The 20,621-nt window shown below is 41.3% G+C and carries 14 protein-coding genes; 6 read left to right on the top strand and 8 right to left on the bottom strand.

What is annotated here, in order from left to right:
* Window positions 1-48: 48 nt before the first annotated feature.
* Window positions 49-816, bottom strand: a complete 768-nt coding sequence (locus ACWU4D_RS00415; RefSeq protein WP_456049395.1) for an ABC transporter ATP-binding protein — start codon at window positions 814-816, stop codon at window positions 49-51.
* A 617-nt stretch (window positions 817-1,433) separates the two neighbouring features.
* Here ACWU4D_RS00415 and pflB point away from each other — a divergent pair.
* Entirely contained in the window at window positions 1,434-3,710 is a 2,277-nt protein-coding gene (pflB, locus tag ACWU4D_RS00410) for a formate C-acetyltransferase (protein WP_456049394.1), read from the top strand.
* 84 nt (window positions 3,711-3,794) lie between these two features.
* Here the strand turns inward: pflB and ACWU4D_RS00405 are convergent, their stop codons facing one another.
* Together ACWU4D_RS00405 and ACWU4D_RS00400 are read right to left on the bottom strand one after the other, a co-directional pair.
* Window positions 3,795-5,525 (bottom strand): diguanylate cyclase domain-containing protein, encoded by a 1,731-nt coding sequence (locus ACWU4D_RS00405; protein ID WP_456049393.1) that lies wholly within the window; start codon window positions 5,523-5,525, stop codon window positions 3,795-3,797.
* 358 nt (window positions 5,526-5,883) lie between these two features.
* A complete protein-coding gene (locus ACWU4D_RS00400) occupies window positions 5,884-7,764 on the bottom strand; it encodes a methyl-accepting chemotaxis protein (RefSeq protein WP_456049392.1) in 1,881 nt (626 codons plus the stop codon).
* 196 nt (window positions 7,765-7,960) lie between these two features.
* Here ACWU4D_RS00400 and pflA point away from each other — a divergent pair, with 196 nt between their 5' ends.
* The 5 genes from pflA to ACWU4D_RS00375 all read left to right on the top strand — a co-directional run bounded on the left by pflA (window position 7,961) and on the right by ACWU4D_RS00375 (window position 14,554).
* Window positions 7,961-8,701, top strand: a complete 741-nt coding sequence (pflA, locus tag ACWU4D_RS00395) for a pyruvate formate lyase 1-activating protein (protein ID WP_456049391.1) — start codon at window positions 7,961-7,963, stop codon at window positions 8,699-8,701.
* Between the two features lie 217 nt (window positions 8,702-8,918).
* Complete coding sequence (locus tag ACWU4D_RS00390; protein ID WP_456049390.1) at window positions 8,919-9,419, top strand: YfbU family protein; 501 nt, start codon at window positions 8,919-8,921, stop codon at window positions 9,417-9,419.
* A gap of 274 nt (window positions 9,420-9,693) precedes the next feature.
* Complete coding sequence (locus ACWU4D_RS00385) at window positions 9,694-11,628, top strand: PrkA family serine protein kinase (RefSeq protein ID WP_456049389.1); 1,935 nt, start codon at window positions 9,694-9,696, stop codon at window positions 11,626-11,628.
* Window positions 11,629-11,743: 115 nt separating this feature from the next.
* Complete coding sequence (locus tag ACWU4D_RS00380; protein ID WP_456049388.1) at window positions 11,744-13,015, top strand: YeaH/YhbH family protein; 1,272 nt, start codon at window positions 11,744-11,746, stop codon at window positions 13,013-13,015.
* A 12-nt stretch (window positions 13,016-13,027) separates the two neighbouring features.
* Window positions 13,028-14,554, top strand: coding sequence for a SpoVR family protein (locus ACWU4D_RS00375; protein WP_456049387.1), 1,527 nt, complete (start codon window positions 13,028-13,030; stop codon window positions 14,552-14,554).
* A 75-nt stretch (window positions 14,555-14,629) separates the two neighbouring features.
* On the opposite strand, the gene kdsB is transcribed toward ACWU4D_RS00375, so the two are convergent.
* From kdsB to ACWU4D_RS00350, 5 genes are read right to left on the bottom strand one after another with little or no spacing between them, the layout of a single operon-like run.
* Window positions 14,630-15,385, bottom strand: coding sequence for a 3-deoxy-manno-octulosonate cytidylyltransferase (kdsB, locus tag ACWU4D_RS00370; protein WP_456049962.1), 756 nt, complete (start codon window positions 15,383-15,385; stop codon window positions 14,630-14,632).
* Between the two features lie 4 nt (window positions 15,386-15,389).
* Window positions 15,390-15,569 carry a Trm112 family protein gene (locus ACWU4D_RS00365; RefSeq protein WP_456049386.1) on the bottom strand — a complete coding sequence of 60 codons (180 nt, stop codon included), beginning with the start codon at window positions 15,567-15,569 and terminating at the stop codon, window positions 15,390-15,392.
* Window positions 15,550-16,557 (bottom strand): tetraacyldisaccharide 4'-kinase, encoded by a 1,008-nt coding sequence (gene lpxK / locus ACWU4D_RS00360; RefSeq protein WP_456049385.1) that lies wholly within the window; start codon window positions 16,555-16,557, stop codon window positions 15,550-15,552. Before lpxK ends, ACWU4D_RS00365 begins: the two co-directional genes overlap by 20 nt.
* Window positions 16,558-16,562: 5 nt before the next feature.
* A complete protein-coding gene (gene msbA, locus ACWU4D_RS00355) occupies window positions 16,563-18,311 on the bottom strand; it encodes a lipid A ABC transporter ATP-binding protein/permease MsbA (protein WP_456049384.1) in 1,749 nt (582 codons plus the stop codon).
* Window positions 18,312-18,347: 36 nt separating this feature from the next.
* Window positions 18,348-20,618: a DNA internalization-related competence protein ComEC/Rec2 gene (locus ACWU4D_RS00350; RefSeq protein WP_456049383.1), complete on the bottom strand. Its 2,271-nt coding sequence runs from the start codon at window positions 20,616-20,618 to the stop codon at window positions 18,348-18,350.
* Window positions 20,619-20,621: the final 3 nt, after the last annotated feature.

Here is a 20,621-nt window from a genome sequence, read left to right as displayed (position 1 = left end):
ATCATAAATAGACACGTTGCGAACCATCACTATACGTTGAATGGTTCACTAATAAACGGTAGAAATAAACTGCTTCAACCGCTCAGATTTTGGATTAGAAAACAGCTCTTCCGGACTGCCCTGCTCTTCTACTTTTCCTTCATGAAGAAACATAACATGGTTGGAAACATCACGTGCAAACGCCATCTCATGGGTTACCACAAGCATAGTTCGGCCTTCCTGAGCCAAATCCTGCATAACGCTAAGCACTTCCCCTACTAACTCAGGGTCGAGCGCAGACGTTGGTTCATCAAATAGCATAACCTCAGGATCCACAGCTAATGCTCGTGCAATTGCAGCTCGTTGCTGTTGTCCACCTGACAAGTGGTTTGGGTAGTAGTCTTTTCTTTCGTACAACCCAACTTTCTTCAATAAGCGTTCTGCATTTTCGATAGCTTCATTACGTGGCACACCAAGAACATAAATAGGCGCTTCAATAACATTTTCTAATACTGTCATGTGAGACCACAAATTAAACCCTTGAAACACCATGGCTAAACGTGACCGAATTCGTTGTACTTGCTTATCGTTACTCGGGTTTTGCACTCCTTGGCGATTCGCTTTCATCTCTATCAATTCGCCATCGACGAAAATATCACCTGATGTTGGCGTTTCAAGTAAGTTGATACAACGAAGGAAAGTACTCTTACCGGAACCAGATGAACCGATAATGGATATAACATCACCTTTATGAGCTTGTAGAGAGATTCCTTTCAAAACTTCATTTTGACCAAACGTCTTATGCAGTTCTTTTATGTCTAGCGCTGGCTGACTCATGCGCTGTAACTCCTTAAATCATTCACTTAAAAAGGTTGGTAAAAAAGTGTGAAAACTATCACTACGTCTATAAAGTTGCAACAAATTATCATCTAAGCTGTCGACTACATACAGTCACAAGTTCAACTTAACAGTTAGATAGGTGGTGAATTATTCTAATAGAAAGGCGGATAGATGTTTTAAAACATCATTAAATAGGACCACAAATGGGTAGACACGCCACGATGATAAGCGGAAACTCTTACACAGTTGTTCTGCTATTCTTATTGCCCAAATTAGAGTAATCAATAGATAACTTGTCACAATACTGTCGTAACGTCTAGCTTAAAGCATGCATATAAGATTTATGACTAAAAAATTATTGAGATTTTTTAAGATTTATTGATTTAGTTTAAGGTTTGCGTTTTTTTTTTAGTCTAAAATGCATTTACAGTGTAGATTAAAATCCAATTGACGATACTAGTATCCAAATCATAACTATCCAATTTGAATAGTCGTATCGTTATTTAAAGAGTGTACTGCTCCTATTCCGTCACAACCAAAACGATGGATAAGGATAGCTGGCTCAACAGCTACGTCAGTACGTATATTTACAGCTAAAAAGGTAGGTGTATATCATGGCAGAGCAATTTGCTAAAGCTTGGGAAAATTTTGTTTCTGGTGACTGGTCAAATGAAGTTAACGTTCGTGACTTTATCCAAAAAAACTACTCTCCATATGAAGGAGACGAATCTTTCCTAGTTTCTGAAGGTACTGAAGCAACTAACACGCTTTGGGCTCAAGTAATGGAAGGCATCAAACAGGAAAACTCAACTCACGCGCCTGTTGACTTTGATACTTCAGTTATTTCTACCATCACCGCTCACGATGCTGGTTACATTAATAAAGATCTTGAAACTATTGTTGGTCTTCAAACTGAAGCACCACTAAAACGTGCAATCATCCCTAATGGTGGTGTACGTATGGTTGAAGGTTCTTGTAAAGCATACGATCGTGAACTTGATCCTCAAATTTCTAAAATCTATTCAGAATACCGTAAGACTCATAACGCTGGTGTTTTCGATATTTATACTCCAGACATCTTAGCATGTCGTAAATCTGGTGTTTTAACTGGACTTCCAGATGCATACGGCCGTGGACGTATCATCGGTGACTACCGTCGTGTTGCTCTTTACGGTGTTGATTTCCTAATCAAAGACAAATTAGCTCAGTTCAAATCTCTTCAAGAAAGATTTGAAAAAGGCGAAGATCTTACGGCAACAATGCAACTTCGTGAAGAAATTGCTGAGCAACACCGTGCTCTAGGCCAAATGAAAGTTATGGCTCAAAAGTATGGTTGTGATATTTCTCAGCCTGCAACCACTGCACAAGAAGCAATTCAATGGACTTACTTCGGTTACCTAGCTGCAGTTAAATCTCAAAACGGCGCCGCAATGTCTCTTGGTCGTACTTCTACGTTCCTAGATATCTACATCGAACGTGATATCGCAGCAGGTAAAATCACTGAAGTACAAGCTCAGGAGATGATTGACCACTTCGTAATGAAACTACGTATGGTTCGTTTCCTACGTACTCCTGAATACGATACGCTTTTCTCTGGTGACCCAATCTGGGCAACTGAATCAATGGGTGGTATGAGCTTAGACGGACGTACTCTAGTTACACGTTCAAACTTCCGTTTCCTAAACAGCCTATACACTATGGGACCTTCTCCAGAGCCAAACATCACTGTTCTTTGGTCTGAGCAACTTCCTGACGGCTTCAAACGTTTCTGTGCAAAAGTATCAATCGATACTTCGTCAATCCAGTACGAAAACGATGATTTGATGCGCCCAGACATGAACTCTGACGACTATGCAATTGCATGTTGTGTATCACCGATGGTTGTTGGTAAACAGATGCAGTTCTTCGGCGCTCGTGCCAACCTTGCTAAGACAATGCTTTATACCATCAATGGTGGTATTGATGAGAAATCTAAAGCTCAAGTTGGTCCAACAATGGACAAAATCACTTCAGAAGTTCTTGATTACGATGAGCTTTGGGGCAAGATGGACCACTTCATGGACTGGCTTGCAACTCAATATGTGACGGCACTGAACAGCATTCACTACATGCACGACAAGTACAGCTACGAAGCATCGCTAATGGCTCTACACGACCGTGATGTATACCGTACAATGGCTTGTGGCATTGCTGGTCTTTCTGTTGCAGCTGACTCACTGTCTGCGATTAAATACGCAACGGTGAAACCAGTACGTGATGAAGATGGCGTAGCAATTGATTTCGAGATCGAAGGTGATTATCCGAAATTTGGTAACAACGACGCTCGTGTTGATGACATCGCTTGTGAACTTGTTTCTGTATTTATGGGCAAAATCCGTAAACTTCAAACTTACCGCAATGCAGTGCCGACTCAATCTATCCTGACTATTACGTCAAACGTGGTATACGGTAAGAAAACAGGTAATACACCTGATGGTCGTCGTGCTGGTGCTCCATTTGCTCCTGGTGCAAACCCAATGCACGGTCGTGATGAGAAAGGCGCTGTAGCTTCTCTAACATCCGTTGGTAAACTCCCATTTGCTGATGCGAAAGATGGTATCTCTTACACTTTCTCTATCGTGCCAAACGCACTGGGTAAAGAGCAAGACTCTCAACGCGCTAACCTTGCTGGTCTTATGGATGGTTACTTCCACCATGAAACCGGTATTGAAGGTGGTCAACACTTGAATGTTAACGTTCTAAACCGTGAAACTCTAGAAGACGCAGTTAAGAACCCAGACAAGTACCCACAACTAACAATCCGTGTTTCTGGATACGCTGTTCGTTTTAACTCTCTAACCACAGAGCAGCAAGCAGACGTTATCGCGCGTACCTTTACTGAATCTCTATAAGCGATTTAGCTTAAAAGATACGATGTAAAAAAGCCCTCGCAATTGCGAGGGCTTTTTGTTTTCGCTTTTTTGTTTTCGCTTAGTTTAAGAAGTTTTATTCTCTTCCTTTATCTCGGCCTTATCCACATACATATTACGATCCGCCACAACGAGTAACTGCTCAACAGTATTCCCGTCGTCAGGATAATGTGCAACACCAATAGATCCCCCCAAACTCGCAATAGGATTATCGAATGAATTAAGTGGCTCTGATAATGTTTGTTTTAAGTTCGAAATAATAATGTCTAGCTCTTCATTACGCTTAATATCATTGACGACAATAACAAACTCATCACCTGCAAATCGAGCGGCTAAATCATGTTCTCGGATAGTGGTATACATTCGTACCGCAAATTCAATCAACACTTGATCACCAACATCATGACCATAAACATCATTTATCTTTTTAAAGTCATTTAAATCTATAAACAAAATAGCAAAAGGACTTTTCTCTATCTCCAAATCATACTTTTTAATTTTTGCTTTAAGATGTTGTTCGAAGGCATATCGATTGGGTAAACCAGTCAGATAGTCCGAATGTAATCTTCGTTGCATCGCTGAGAAACTCTTTGCTAAATCACCTATTTCATCATTTCTTTGAATATTAATAGGTTCTTCGATATGTCCGCTGCTCACGCTGTTTACAGCATTTGACAAAATCTTTAAATCTTTCGTTACCCATTGCAGTATCATAAGACCGATGAGCACCACTAACGAAGTTGCTAAAACGCCAATTAGAATAGTTTGGACAACGTTATTTTTAATACCCCCCATAAAATCAGAACTTGGCATCGCAACGACATTTATCCATTCTAAACCAACACCATCTTCAAATTTATTATAAGCAACATGAATTTCTCGCTGTAATTCGTCGGTAAAACGAAAGGTTTCAGGCTTAAAACTGGCTACTTTTGCAGAAATTAAAGGGACCATTTGCGAATAAATCTCCGAAAGTAAAGCATTACCACTTTGACCTGCATTGACTCTTGTATTTTCCCCTTCTTGATTACGCTTAATGTTTTCACTCTGTGAAGAGGCAATTAGCTGACCATCGGGCTCAATAATAAAGGCAATACCATTTTCTGAAACATTAAGATTACTCACGAAATCATTTAACGACTTTAGCGACATATCAGTCGCAACAACCCCTTCAAACTGCCCATCAAGCCCTAATACCTGGCGTGCTCGTGTCGCAATTAAATCATGAGTTCTAAAATCGATATACACCGAAGTCCATGTGTCACTATTATTGCTAGAACCTGCATGGAACCAGGGCCGAACTCGCGGTTCGAAGTTTTTCTCTTCAATAGATGTCAGTCTCGGAATACCGTTTATACCATCGAGTTCATAAAATTTTCGATGCTCTTGAGATTGATATTTAACCCGTAATTCACCTTTATCGTTAGAGTACCGATATAAGCCCAACGCCTGACCCGCTTTATTGCCGTAATAGACATAATTATTAGGATCTAAATGCAAGGACGAAGCAGTCCAAAAACGAGAACGCATCTCCTCTACATTAGTCTGAATATTTGAATCGGCCAACATACCATCAGGAAAAGCAACTTCTAACGTTGCAACTGAGCCCATCACATGCCTGTCTATCGCTTGACTAATTCGACTAACGGTTTCTTCAAGTAAATGATTCGATACCGTTTGTACTGCATGGCCACCGGCACCATAAGAAAGGAACCCAATCGCAATCGCTAAGCATACGATAAGAATAACGTAGGGGAAAATAAGAACAGAACGTAGAGACAATTTGGGCATATCCATTTGCAACACAAAGTATGATTTCAAGAAAAGATAACACTAATTCACCACACTCTACAGTATAATTAACTGTTAAATGTGTGACTGGTAGCATATTTAATTGACAATAAACTTAATAAATCATCAGCTTAACCTGCCATAAAATAAAAGGCGCGTAAATGAATCAATAGTGGTATATAACTATCTTAGGCCGCACCACAGCCTAGGGATGAAAACACTATATGAAGTGCACAAAAAAGGCCAGAGCGAAAAGCTTCTGACCTTCTATTAAAAACTGTCAACGTATTTTAGGACGAGACAAGACCGATTTAAAAATATATCCACTTCAACATATGTACACTAATTACTTAGCCAACAGATATCAAACTGTGAATCTCGCGCAATCATTCGACAACTCAGTAGAGCGGTCATCAACAACCCCGCTCGTCTCTCTCAACTTATCATTATTCACTTCCAACTGTTTAAGGGATTGTGAGATGATTGCCATACTCTCAGCCATCGATTGACTTGTTGTTGCCAATTCCTTAATAGAATCAGAAATCAATGTTGTTTGATCTGCAGTATTCGATGCTTTGTCAGTGATCTGCGACAATGAAGCCATCGCTTGCATCCCTCGATCTTGACCTCGTTTCATTGTCTCTTCAGACTGATTGATATATCGAATCACTTCTGAACTTTCATTCTTCATTGTCTCAATCGTACTCGAAATATCCGATACCGCATCAACCGTTCTTACCGCCAAATTACGCACTTCATCTGCAACGACTGCGAAACCACGGCCTTGCTCGCCCGCTCGTGCTGCTTCAATGGCAGCATTCAATGCCAATAAATTAGTCTGCTCAGCAATACCATTAATAATGTCCATTACCGAGTCCACTTTCATCGATGCTTCCTCTAGGAGCTGAATGTGGTTCGCCGCCGACGCCAATATCCCTCCGACCTCTTCAAGTGATTCAATCGCAAGTCCAATAACCTCTGCGCCCTCTTGAGAGGTTTTGGTTGATTCGATACTCATTTGAGCGACGACTTCAAGTGAATTTGAGACTTCAATAGTCGTACAACTGACTTCTTCGGTTGCGGCAGTTAGAAGGTCTGTTTGATCAATGACTTCATGTTGCGCTTGAACTAATGAGTCAATTTCATGATTTAAATCTGTGGTATCACCAGTCAGGGCTTCACTATTACGTTGAACCCCTTGCACCAGTTCCCCTAAGTGTTCGCAACTTTGATTAATTGTTACAGCAAGTTGATTAAACTCGTCATTTTTATTGTTGCCGACAGTCAAACGCGTGGATAAATCTCCTTCGGACAGACTATCTAAAACGGATTTGACCTGAGATAGCGAGCGATTCATCGAGAATGAAATCGTTCCTGCAATAGAAATGGTAATAGCCGCCAATACAACAAGTGAGATCAAAAGTGTCCATATAGTGGAGTTCGCATCACTTTCAGCGCTAGCCTGAAATTCTGAACTCATACCCGTTAACTCTACAGATAAGTCGTAAATTACCGTTTCAGCTCGTGTTTCAGCGTTGTTAAGTTGCTCATCTAATACTTCAAGTTGCTGAGATAACTCTCCCACACGCACAAATGTCTCTTGAAACTCATTTAACTCGCTTTCATACAAATTCATCATTGAATAGGAAATTGAGCTGTTTTTGAACATCGCCATAGCACGATTGAACAAGGTCAAATTATCATCGCTAGGTTCCAGAAGGTAATTCTGTTCTGCTTTAATCAGAACTTGAAAGTCCGCATTAATACTGACCATTCCAGTTTCGGCGATCCTTTCTTCAATAACAGCAGCGAGTTTTTTCAACACGCCTAGCTTACCTTCATCGGCTGAAAAACCTAATTCGGATTTGAGTTCTAACCATGGTCTCATCGCACCATCAAATTCAGCTATCGCGTTACGTAATACATCCGCTTCAGCCCCTAATTCCATCGAGTTAAGGAACATAATATCTTGATTTTCTTCTTCCTTTAATTCACCGAGCAGTGTAACCGTGTTGCTTACATCGTTTATCGTAAGGTCATTTTTGTGAGCCGCCAATGACAACAAATGTGATTGAGTCGCATACAAAGTTTTTGCACCAAACGACACTTTGGCACTGTGGCTGTATTGTTCAACTAGGTGAGTTAGCCTTTGTGAAGTAAATATTCCGACAACAATAAACCCGACGCACAAAACCCCAATAAACAACGCCATTTTATTCTTTTGTGTTAAATGCAATCCAAACATATTTCAATCCCTATGGTCTCATGTTCGCTAGTAGTGACTGTTCAAACAGTAATTTCCCCTTCACATTTAAATCTAGATCACAAAACCAACGATTACGAAATTTATTTATTAGTTCGAAACTTGTGCCTGTCCATCTCTATATAAACCACACAAAATGTACTAATATATGTACCAAATAATTGAATGAGAACGTTACATGTCAACCAAAGGCCGAATCCACTCTTTTGAATCCTGTGGCACCGTCGACGGACCGGGAATACGCTTTATTGTCTTTCTACAGGGCTGTTTAATGCGCTGTAAATACTGTCACAACCGCGACACTTGGGATTTGCATGATGGGAAAGAAGTCACCGTTGAAGAAATCATTAGTGAAGCCAAAAGTTACCGTCACTTTATGAATGCCTCCGGTGGTGGTGTAACTTGTTCAGGCGGTGAATCAATGTTGCAGCCAGAGTTTGTTCGCGACTTTTTCCGAGCTGCACAAGCAGAAAACATCCATACCTGTTTAGACACCAATGGGTATATTCGTAAACATAGTGACATTATCGATGAGGTACTTGATGCCACGGATCTTGTTATGCTCGATATCAAACATATGAAAGATGAAATTCACCAAGATTTAGTTGGAGTATCTAACCGTCGAACTTTAGATTTCGCAAAATATCTGCAGAAGATAGGTAAAACCACTTGGCTGAGATATGTCATTGTCCCAGGTTACACTGATGATGAAGAAGCTGCTCACATGTTAGGAGAGTTCATCAAAGGTATGGATAATATCGAAAAAATCGAGCTCCTTCCCTATCACAAGCTTGGTGCTCACAAGTGGGAAGCTATGGGTCTAGAATACCCATTAGCGGATACCAATCCTCCATCGAAAGAGACCATGGATTCCATCGTTGCAATACTTGAGCAATACCACTCAAATATCAAATACTAAGCCACAACCACTCAACTTCACTTAGGTATTCCCTTTGTTAAAAAGTACCCATGAATTTGAGTGGACCTTGATCACTCTTGTTTCTGATTAGTTTCATTTTGTTACAAGACCTCATCCCATTAATTGACTTAACATTGTAGCGAGATCATTTTTCAGGCACGCGAATCACGTTATTCTAACGGAATAAAATATTAACTTATAATATGGGACTCCCTTTATGGATATGACTAATGCTCAGCGCCTAATTCTATCGAATCAATACACTTTAATGTCACAATTAGATCCTGAGAACTCAACAAAATATAAAAGACTAAAAACCATTGTGGAACGTGGCTATGCACTTCACATGCGTGAACTCAACAAAGAGTTTGGCTGTTTGAAAGAAGATGAATGTCGTGAAATTATCGATATCATGGAAATGCACCATGCGATGCAAGAATCGTTTAAAATTCTAAATGATTCTGCTCAATCTGAAGTGGAACCTCGTCGTTTACAATTCTTAGGATTTGACCTAGCCAAGGAAACTCAACTAGTCAATTACGTTCGTTTTCTTGTTGATTCAGAAGGTTTATATTCCCAATTTGACAAAGGTGATCATCACTTTAACAGCCAAATACCAATGCTTGAAAAATACCGAAGAATGCTATCAACTTGGCAAAATTGCCCTCGTCATTACCATCTTTCACCTGCAGAATTACGACAAATTCTTAACGCCTAATAATATATCTATCAAAATTAATAAGGGCGAGGAAACTCGCCTTTTCTACGAATATCCCTTTCTTTACCACTATTTTCTCCTCCTTATTGCCGCATTTTGTTTTTCATTTGCTCAAGCCGAGACGTGACTAAATATAATTAAATTGATAAAAAAATGTAAATATATGCATATTTTTTAAGCATTTTTGTTTAATAAAGGCTAATCTAATGTTGTTAGCGGTTTGCATTTTCGTAAGGCCAATTAGCTATCGCGACAACTAAAAGGGGAAGTGACTATGAGTATATTTGAGCATTTTCAAACTCGCTACGAAGCAGCGAAAGAAGAAGAGCTAACATTACAAGAGTTTCTGAATCTATGTAAGGATGACAAAAGCGCGTATGCGAATGCAGCCGAGCGACTATTGATGGCTATCGGTGAGCCTGAACTGGTTGATACTGCAAAAGATCCCAATTTGAGTCGTCTTTTTTCTAATCGTGTCATCGCTCGATACGACACATTTAAAGATTTTTACGGTATGGAAGAAGCGATTGAACAAATCGTTTCCTATTTAAAGCATGCCGCACAAGGGCTAGAAGAACGTAAACAAATTCTCTACCTCCTTGGTCCTGTAGGTGGCGGTAAATCATCACTCGCCGAAAAACTCAAAGCATTGATGCAGCAGATGCCTATCTATGTATTAACCGCCAACGACGAACGTAGCCCGGTCAACGACCATCCATTTTGCCTATTTGATGTTAACGAAGATGGTAAGCTTCTAAAATCTGAATATGACATCGACCAACGGTACCTTAAAACGATAATGTCACCATGGGCAGCCAAACGTCTGCATGAATTTGGTGGTGACCTTAGTAAATTCAAGGTCGTAAAAGTTAGACCTTCGATCCTCGACCAACTTGCCGTTGCTAAAACTGAGCCCGGTGATGAAAACAATCAAGATATTTCATCGTTAGTCGGTAAGGTAGATATTCGTAAACTCGAACACTTCTCCCAAGATGATCCTGATGCCTATAGTTATTCTGGTGCACTGTGCCGGGCAAACCAAGGTCTTATGGAATTCGTGGAAATGTTTAAAGCACCGATAAAAGTGCTTCACCCATTGTTAACTGCAACACAAGAGGGGAATTACAACGGTACTGAAGGGTTATCAGCATTGCCATATGAAGGCATGATTCTCGCCCACTCAAATGAGTCCGAATGGCAAAGCTTTCGCAACAACAAAAATAACGAAGCCTTTTTAGACCGAGTCTACATTGTCAAAGTGCCCTACTGCTTACGTGTGTCTGAAGAAGTTAAGATATATCAAAAATTGCTCGACCACAGTGAGTTGTCTCAGGCTCCTTGTTCACCAAGTACCTTAGAAACATTAGCGCAATTCAGTATTCTTTCCCGTCTCAAAGCACCAGAAAACTCGTCGCTCTTTTCTAAGATGCGGGTCTATGATGGGGAAACGCTAAAAGACACCGATCCGAAAGCCAAAAGCTATCAGGAGTATCGTGACTATGCTGGTGTCGACGAAGGCATGAATGGCTTATCGACCCGTTTTGCCTTCAAAATTTTATCTCGTGTGTTCAACTTTGATCAGTCAGAAGTTGCCGCTAACCCAGTACATCTGTTTTATGTCATTGAACAACAAATTGAGCGGGAGCAGTTTCCAACTGAAACCGCCGACCGTTACCTTGAATTTGTGAAAGGGTATCTTGTACCTCGTTATGTAGAATTCATTGGTAAGGAGATTCAAACGGCCTACCTAGAGTCCTATTCAGAATATGGCCAAAATATCTTCGACCGATACGTCACTTACGCCGACTTTTGGATTCAAGACCAAGAATATCGCGATCCAGAAACAGGCCAATTATTCGACCGTTCTGCGCTAAACAATGAATTGGAGAAAATTGAAAAAACGGCAGGCATTAGCAACCCTAAAGATTTTCGTAACGAGATCGTTAACTTCGTTCTACGTGCCCGTGCCAATAACAACGGCATGAATCCAGCTTGGACAAGTTATGAGAAGTTGCGAACCGTTATTGAAAAGAAAATGTTCTCCAACACAGAAGAGCTACTCCCTGTCATTTCGTTCAATACCAAGACGTCGACAGAAGAACAGAAAAAACACGATAACTTTGTCGCTCGTATGATGGAAAAAGGCTATACCGAAAAGCAAGTCCGATTATTATCCGAGTGGTATTTACGTGTACGTAAATCTTCTTAAGTAAGGAAACGACCGACATATAAATTCAGGAGTTTCTCTATTCGCTCCTGAATTTAACTCCCAAATACACAAAATGTCTCTTGGGAAGTTCGGTGAATTCAGTGAGGGGAATAATATGGCTCAATTTATTGATAGACGCTTAAATGGAAAGAATAAAAGCTCAGTCAACCGCCAACGCTTTATCCGTCGACATAAAGAGCAGATAAAAGAGTCTGTTGCGGATGCTGTCAATCGACGCTCCATTACAAACACCGAATCTGGTGAAGATATCTCTATCCCAAGCCGAGATTTAAGTGAACCTGCTTTCCATCAAGGCCAAGGTGGGCACAAAGAAAGAGTCCATCCCGGCAATGACCAATTTGTTACTGGTGATCAGATAGAACGGCCTCCACAAGGCGGTTCTGGTCAAGGCTCAGGCCAAGGCGATGCTAGTCAAGATGGCGAAGGCTCCGATGATTTCGTTTTTCAAATTTCCAAAGATGAATATTTAGACATCCTATTTGAAGATCTCGCATTACCAAATCTAAACAAACAGCAGGTCAACAAAGTCCTCGACTGGGAAACTCATCGAGCCGGATATAATACGTCAGGCGTGCCATCAAATATTGCGGTGGTTCGATCACTCCAGCAATCGCTTGCTCGACGCACGGCCATGACTGCAGGAAAACGTCGTTTGATGCAGGAGCTTGAAGAAGAGTTAGATCGAATCCAGATGAGTGAACCCATTCAATTGCTCGAAGAAAAACGCCTAAAACAAGAAATAGAGGAACTTAAGCAACGAATAGAAAGTGTTCCTTTTATTGATACTTTCGATTTGAGATTTAAGAATTATGAAAAGCGCCCTATTCCTTCAAGCCAAGCGGTCATGTTTTGTCTAATGGATGTTTCTGGTTCGATGGATCAAGAAACCAAAGATACGGCAAAACGTTTTTATGTGCTGCTTTATCTTTTTCTTACCCGAACCTATAAAAATGTCGAAGTTGTCTTTATTCGTCATCACACGCAAGCTAAAGAAGTCGATGAACATGAATTCTTCTACTCTCAAGAAACCGGTGGCACTATCGTATCAAGTGCTTTGAAACTCATGGACAAAATTATTAAGGAGCGTTACTCACTTTCTCAATGGAATATCTATGGTGCTCAAGCATCTGATGGTGACAATTGGGCCGACGATTCTCCACGCTGTCACTCTCTACTCACTAAAGATCTATTACCAAATTGCCAGTACTACGCGTACATTGAAATCACACAACGTTCTCATCAAACGTTGTGGCATGAATATAAAAAGCTAGAAGAGACATATCAGAACTTTGCCATGAAAAACATTCAGTCAGTCGATGATATTTTCCCCGTTTTTCGGGAATTATTCCAAAAAGAGACGGCTTAGGGAGGTGTTCCTATGACAACCAAATCAAAATCAAAAGCGCCAATAAACGATAAGCGGTTGCCCGATGGACCCGATTGGACGTTCGAATTACTAGAACGCTACCATACAGAAATTAAGAGAGTTGCTGAAAACTTTCGCCTTGATACCTACCAAAATCAGATTGAAATTATCACCTCAGAGCAGATGATGGATGCCTATTCCAGCGTTGGTATGCCAATAAATTACCACCACTGGTCGTTTGGTAAAAAATTTATTCAAACGGAACAAAATTATAAACATGGCCAGATGGGCTTGGCGTATGAAATTGTCATCAATTCTGACCCATGTATCGCTTACTTAATGGAAGAAAATACCATAACAATGCAAGCACTGGTGATCGCTCATGCTTGTTATGGCCACAATTCATTTTTTAAAGGAAATTATCTTTTTCGGACTTGGACCGATGCTAGCTCCATTATTGACTACCTGCTTTTTGCCAAAAACTACATCTCTGAATGCGAGGAAAAGTATGGTATTGACAATGTAGAAGCAATATTAGATTCATGTCACGCTTTAATGAATTATGGGGTAGATCGCTATAAACGCCCTGAGAAAATTTCTATTGCCGAGGAAAAAATACGCCAAGAAGAACGAGAGGCTTACCTTCAATCTCAAGTCAATGAATTGTGGAGAACGCTTCCTAAAGAGACCAACGAAGAGCAAGATGAGCTACATCGATTCCCGCCAGAGCCTGAGGAGAACATTCTTTACTTTGTAGAGAAAAACGCGCCTCTGCTAGAACCATGGCAACGAGAATTAGTTCGAATTGTTCGCAAAGTAAGTCAATATTTCTACCCACAAAAACAAACTCAAGTGATGAATGAAGGGTGGGCAACATTCTGGCACTACACGATCTTAAACCAGCTCTACGATGAAGGTCTCGTATCAGAACGATTTATACTCGAGTTTCTACATAGTCATACTAGTGTTGTTGCTCAACCTGCATATAACAGTCAGTTCTACAGTGGGATTAACCCCTACGCGCTCGGGTTTGCGATGTTTTGTGACATAAAACGAATTTGTGAAGAACCGACCGAAGAAGACAAAGAGTGGTTTCCAGACTTAGCGGGTAGCGATTGGTTAGATTCGGTTCATTTTGCGATGGAGAATTTCAAAGATGAAAGCTTTATAAGCCAATATTTATCCCCAAAACTGATTCGTGAATTTAAGTTATTTGCTATCAGCGACGATGACCGTAAGAACCATATTGAAGTCAGTGCGATTCATGATGATATTGGCTATCGACAAATTCGAGAAAAACTGGCCTCTCAGTACAACCTAAGTAACCTTGAGCCTAATATACAAGTTTACAACGTTAATGTACGTGGAGATCGTTCACTCACTCTACAATTTGTCCCGCAAAACCGCGTTCCCCTAGATCCAAGCTATCATGAAGTGATGAAACATTTACATCGATTATGGGGGTTTGACGTTGTACTCGAGGAGCTCAAAGACTCAGGACGACATGAAGTTTTATCCATTTGTCCAAGTAAAAAATAAGCATCGATAATAGCGGTGTAGTGAAAGCTTAGTACGCAAAATATCGGATAGTGTTTTTCTCACTATCCGATTTTTTTACGATTGATTTTCGATGACGGTTTGTCGAACCAGTTCTAAGTCTTCAGCAGTATCTACGCCTGGAGGTGGTGTTTCGTTGGCTACCGCAACATGGATTTTTTCACCATACCAAAGCACACGAAGCTGCTCTAAACTTTCTATTTTCTCCAGTTCACTAGGCTGCCAATGAATATACGTATTAATAAAACCTGCACGGTATGCATAAATGCCAATATGTCTGCGTAATGGGTACCGTAATGTCTTACTTTGCGCAAACCCATCGCGATCCCAAGGAATAGTCGCACGGCTAAAATACAACGCGTAACCCTCTTTATCCGTCAGTACTTTGACCGCATTCGGGTTAAATGCTTCGTCTTCATCTTCAATTTCCACCGCTAATGTCGCCATCGGCGCGATAGAGTTTGACAAGTTATTAGCGACTTGAGTAATTACAGATGGTGGAATAAGAGGCTCATCACCTTGAACGTTCACAATGATATGATCGTCGGCAATACCCAATTTTTGCACCACTTCGGCTAAACGCTCTGTACCCGACTCATGAGTATTCGCTGTCATACAAACGGTACCACCAAATTGCTCTACAGCATCGGCAATACGTTGATCGTCAGTAGCCACAACGACTAGCGAAGCCCCTGATTTCACTGATTGCTCATAAACCCACTGAATCATCGGTTTTCCAGCAATACCTGCTAACGGCTTTCCGGGCAAGCGGCTCGATTGATAGCGAGCTGGGATAACGACAGTAAATGACATCAGATTAGCGCCTTTCATCCATTTCCATAACTCTTGCTTCTGCCTCAATTAAAACAGGAATCCCTTCTTTAATTGGATAAGCAAGCCTATCTAACTTACATATAAGCTCTTGATTTTCTTTATCAAAAACCAATTTCCCTTTACAAATTGGGCATGCCACAATCTCAAGCAGACGATGATCCATATTGTTCAATAACCTCTTGAATACGTTGAATTATAATTTTTTGATCGTTTCTATCAAATTGAGCTGAGACCGGTAAATACCACCAATTATCTTGAGCATATGAGCGACACTTAACCGCATCTTTCTCTGTCATAATCAAGTTGTCTCCAGCTTGGCTCAGTTGTTCAAGTTCCTGTGGGTCAAATGTCTTATGATCACTAAACCCTTTGGTTAAACTTAACTCAGCACCTAAATCTATTAATGTTCTGAAAAATCGAGGTGGATGACCAATACCCGCGAATGCGACAAGCGAACCTAATTGAGAAACCGATTTGGTTTCACCTGTGACTAAGTTTTTTGCAAGATTAGGCTGTAATGTCATGGGCATCTCACAGCCCTGCACCTTTCCACCATTATTAATCACAAAGTCGACATCATCACATCGACTAACGGGCTCGCGTAGCGGTCCCAGCGGTATTAATTTCTCGTTTCCAAAGCGTCGCACGCCGTCAACCACAATAATTTCAACATCACGCTGTAACGCATAATGCTGCAAACCATCATCAGCAATAATGACATCAACACCTTGAGATAAGAGCGCTTTTACGGCATCACTTCGGACAGGACTCACAGCAACCAGTGCTCCCGTTCTCTGTTGGATTAGTTTCGGTTCATCACCACATTGGGAGGCTTCCCTATCATCATCAACGATCAAAGGGTAATCATTAGACTTGCCACCATAGCCACGAGAAACGACACCAGGTTTATGCCCCAGTGCTTGCAGTTGCTCAACCAACCAAATGACAATTGGTGTTTTGCCATTTCCACCAGCCGTAACGTTACCAACGACAACGATAGCAATGGGTGCACGATAACTTTCTCGCGAGCCGTTAACAAAGGCCGCTTTTCGTTTTGTACTCACCCACTTAAATACAAGGCTGAGCGGCCACAATAGAGGCCACAGTAAATGCGAAAGCCAATGGTTAGAGAACCACAGTTTATCGATCACAACGATTACTCACTGACTTGGACGCGATGAAGTTGAGCATATGCTCCACCTTGATCAATCAATGATTTATGATTCCCACGCTCAATTACGTTTCCTTGATCAATCACCAAAATCTCATCAGCATCTTCAATGGTTGATAGGCGATGGGCGATCACCAATACGGTTTTATCTTGTTGCAATGTATTTAGCGCAGCTTGAATCGCTCTTTCAGATTCAGTATCAAGGGCTGACGTGGCTTCATCGAGAATCAATACTGGAGTATCACGCAACAAGGCTCTGGCAATCGCCAAACGTTGACGCTGACCACCGGACAATGAAGCACCATTTTCACCGATAATGGTATCCAAGCCGTCTGGAAGTTCACTCACAAACTCCATACAGTGTGCTTGTCGAGCTGCGGATTCGATATCTTCTCGGCTGTATTTTTCCGTTGCTGCGTAAGCAATATTATTCGCAATCGTATCGTTAAACAGGTGGACATTTTGCGACACAATCGCAAATTGAGATCTTAGGTTGGCCAATTTATAATCGCGAATATCAGTGCCATCCAACAAAATTTGTCCAGAGTCAACGTTATAAAAACGTGTCATAAGGTTAGCAATCGTACTTTTTCCCGAACCTGATCGTCCAACCAACGCCAAGGTTTTTCCCTTAGGTAAAGTAAAGGAAAGTGATGAAAGTGCCGCTTCTTCTTTACCTTCGTAAGTAAACGTCACGTCATTGACTTCGATATCACCAGAGACACGTTTTACGTCATGATCACCTTCATCTTTTTCGCGGTCAGAATCAATAATACTAAACAAAGTTTGGCTCGCTGCCATTCCTCGTTGAAAAGGGGCCATGACGTTGGTCAACGAGTTGATTGGCTTACGTAGTGCAAACATTGCAGAAAAAACGACGGTGAATGTCCCTGGAGTCAAATTTGCTCTGAATTCCTCCATACTCGCTAAAAATAAGACAACCAGTAAAGCGATAGATGCAATCATTTGAATCACTGGGTTAGCGATGGCTTGAGCTGTAGCTAATTTCATCGACTGCTGACGCATTTGATTACTAATTTTGTCGAACCGTTCACGCTCAACATCGTGTCCACCATAACTCAACACGACTTTATGGCCCTTAAGCATCTGTTCAGCAGAAGACGTTACTTCTCCCATCGTATTTTGCATATTCTTTGAAATACGGCGAAAACGCTTTGAAACGAAAGACACTGACCAAGCCACAAGCGGCACTATCACAACAAGCACCAAAGACAATTGCCAGCTATTCCAGAACATCAGTACAAGTAGGCCAATAATACTGGCTGACTCTCTCACCATATTGACTAACGCACGGCTTGTAGCGGTGGCGACTTGCTCAGAATCGTAAGTAATTCGAGATAATAACTTACCAGCAGATTGTTGGTCTAAATAACTGACTGGCATGTGCATAAATTGGTTAAATACCATTCGACGCATCGTCATGACGACATTCCCTGATACCCAACTCAAACAATAAGTCGACACAAAACCACTTACGCTGCGGAGCAACATGACACCAAAAACAATAAATGGAAGGGTAGTGAGAAAATCAGATTCTACCGTACCAAACCCTTCATCTAATAGTGGTTTAAGTAATGAAATCATGTAGGTATCGGTAACTGCGTTGAGAACAAGCGCAATGCTTGCGACAATGAGTCCAATTTTATAATCGCGGATATAGGTCCAAAGACGCTTAAAGGTTACCCATGTTGCTTCATCTTTATCGAGTGACATACAAAACCAATTGAATTTTATTAAGAATTAACGAGGTCATTCTACCTGTTTACGTAGCATCTGCCTATACCACGACTGATAGTGGAACACGGAATCTCGACTTCTTTGATACCTAACAACAAAATCATCTTTGTTAAACCTTACACTCACTTGCCCAGCATCCCCACTGTCTAACCAACGAGCACCAGACTCGGTATATCGCTGTTTTACTTTAGAATTTGGAAAATTCCAACGATTCCCTTTGGCTAACCCTGCAAGAGCAAGTGAAGGTTGGACCATTTGGATGAATTGAGATGATGACGAAGTCGCACTGCCATGATGTGGAACTACAATGATATCACTCATCAAATCCCATTGAGCATCATCAAGCTGCTTCACCAATAACCATTCAGACATCACGCCAATATCTCCGGTCAATAGGACAGAGTGGATGCCATTTTGGCCTGATATTTTTAATACGCATGAGAATTCATTTCTCGAATTCATTGGCGTTTTTGGCGGCCACAGGACTTCAATGTCCAGTCGTTGCCACTGCCATTTCTGCCCCTGAATGCAAGTTGAATAGCCAGCGAGATTTGCAGACGCAATACGCCGTCTAGGACGCCAACGTTGTTCGACTTGCCAACGACCACCAGCATGATCATTATCGAGATGACTCAGCACCAAAATATCTAACTGATCAACACCACGCTTCTCTAAGACGGGCGTTATCACTAAATCCACCATGCTACTGTCATTCCATCCAGACCCCGTATCATAAAGTAGATAATGCCCATCTTGTTCAATAAGTACTGCTAATCCCTGCCCCACATCCAGCAAATCGATTCGCCAGTCGTGTCGGCTTTGGCGATAAAATTCTGACGAAAAGATGAGTAGGACAAGCATCAGCCACTGACCACCTAATATTGGTCTGAGCGCTAGTACAAATACGCTACAACTCACTAACCAAACCTCATTCTGAGACAAAGCAAGCCAGGCATTATTGGAATACGGTAAAAGATAACTCAGTGGTGCGAGAGAATAATCAACTAGCGTCCATACCAGATGGTCCCCAAGCACGCCTAGTCCCGTAACTAGGAGTGCCAAAAATAACAGTGGAACAACAACGACACTAAACCAAGGAATAAACACCATATTGTAGAATGGCGAAACAACACTGATCCCGCCAAACATAATCGCACTGAGTGGCAACATCGCTAGCGATACCCATAAATGCCCTTTTACCCATGCTTTCAACCCATGAGTATGAGTAGTAGCGGTCATGACATAAATCACAGCTGATACGGCGCAAAATGAAAGCCAAAAACTGCTGTTCACTGTCGCCAGAGGGTTCACAAGAAGTACGATGGTAAGTACCCAAAGCATTTTTTGAACGTAACTTAACTGCACAGACAGTTTTGAAATCACGACATAGATAAACAACATCGTCAGCGCTCGCTGAGTAGGCAAAGTGAAATCCGCCAACCAACTATAGCTCGTCGCTAACATGACACCCGCTGGCAAAGCTGCCCAATAGCCTCGCTGAATCACACGTGACAGCATAAGTATGACACCATAGCCAAGTCCAAATGCAATACTAATATGGAGCCCTGAAATCGCGACAAGATGAGACAAGCCACTCGATTTCAACCACGCCCATTGTTGACTATCGATACCGGAGCGATCGGCAAATGATAACGCCAAGATTATGGCTGAATGAGCCAGTGGCTCAACACGTAGGCTAACCAGTTGTTTAAATTGTTTCCGCCACGACATATGCTCGATGATGTAATAAGGTATACGCTTATCAACATACGCCTTACCAAGAATTGCTTGACCAAAATAATAGCGTTCGCTGTCACTGCCCGCTTCATTCAATAAGCCAAAAATGGGCTTTATCCTAGCGTCAAATTGCCCTTCATCACCATGCTGTAACATTATAGGGCTATATAATTGAACTCGTGGTTGACGATACCATTCGAGGGCTTGCCCATTAACTGAAGTGATTTGAACTCGACCACTAAAACCAAAATTATTTTGTGCAAAATCACTTTCAGCCCTGATCTTTATGCTAGTATTCGTATCAGATTTATAGAGCGTTTCAGATTGTTCTAGTGTTATGTTTGCAAACATCACGCCCCAAAGCAGTCCCATTGATATACCCAAGCTATACTTAATGACTTGATAAGACTGCCTTTTAAATAAAATTAAGTAGTAAATGACAAACAAACCACACCAGAATAACTCAGGAACCATAGGCCAATATGGTAACGAAATTAGGATTAGGCAAAACGAACCCAGTTGCCAGTAGTTCATTAAGAGAATCATAGT

It is taken from the genome of Vibrio phycocola (assembly GCF_053850235.1).
This window is presented reverse-complemented; position numbering and strand designations above follow the sequence as displayed.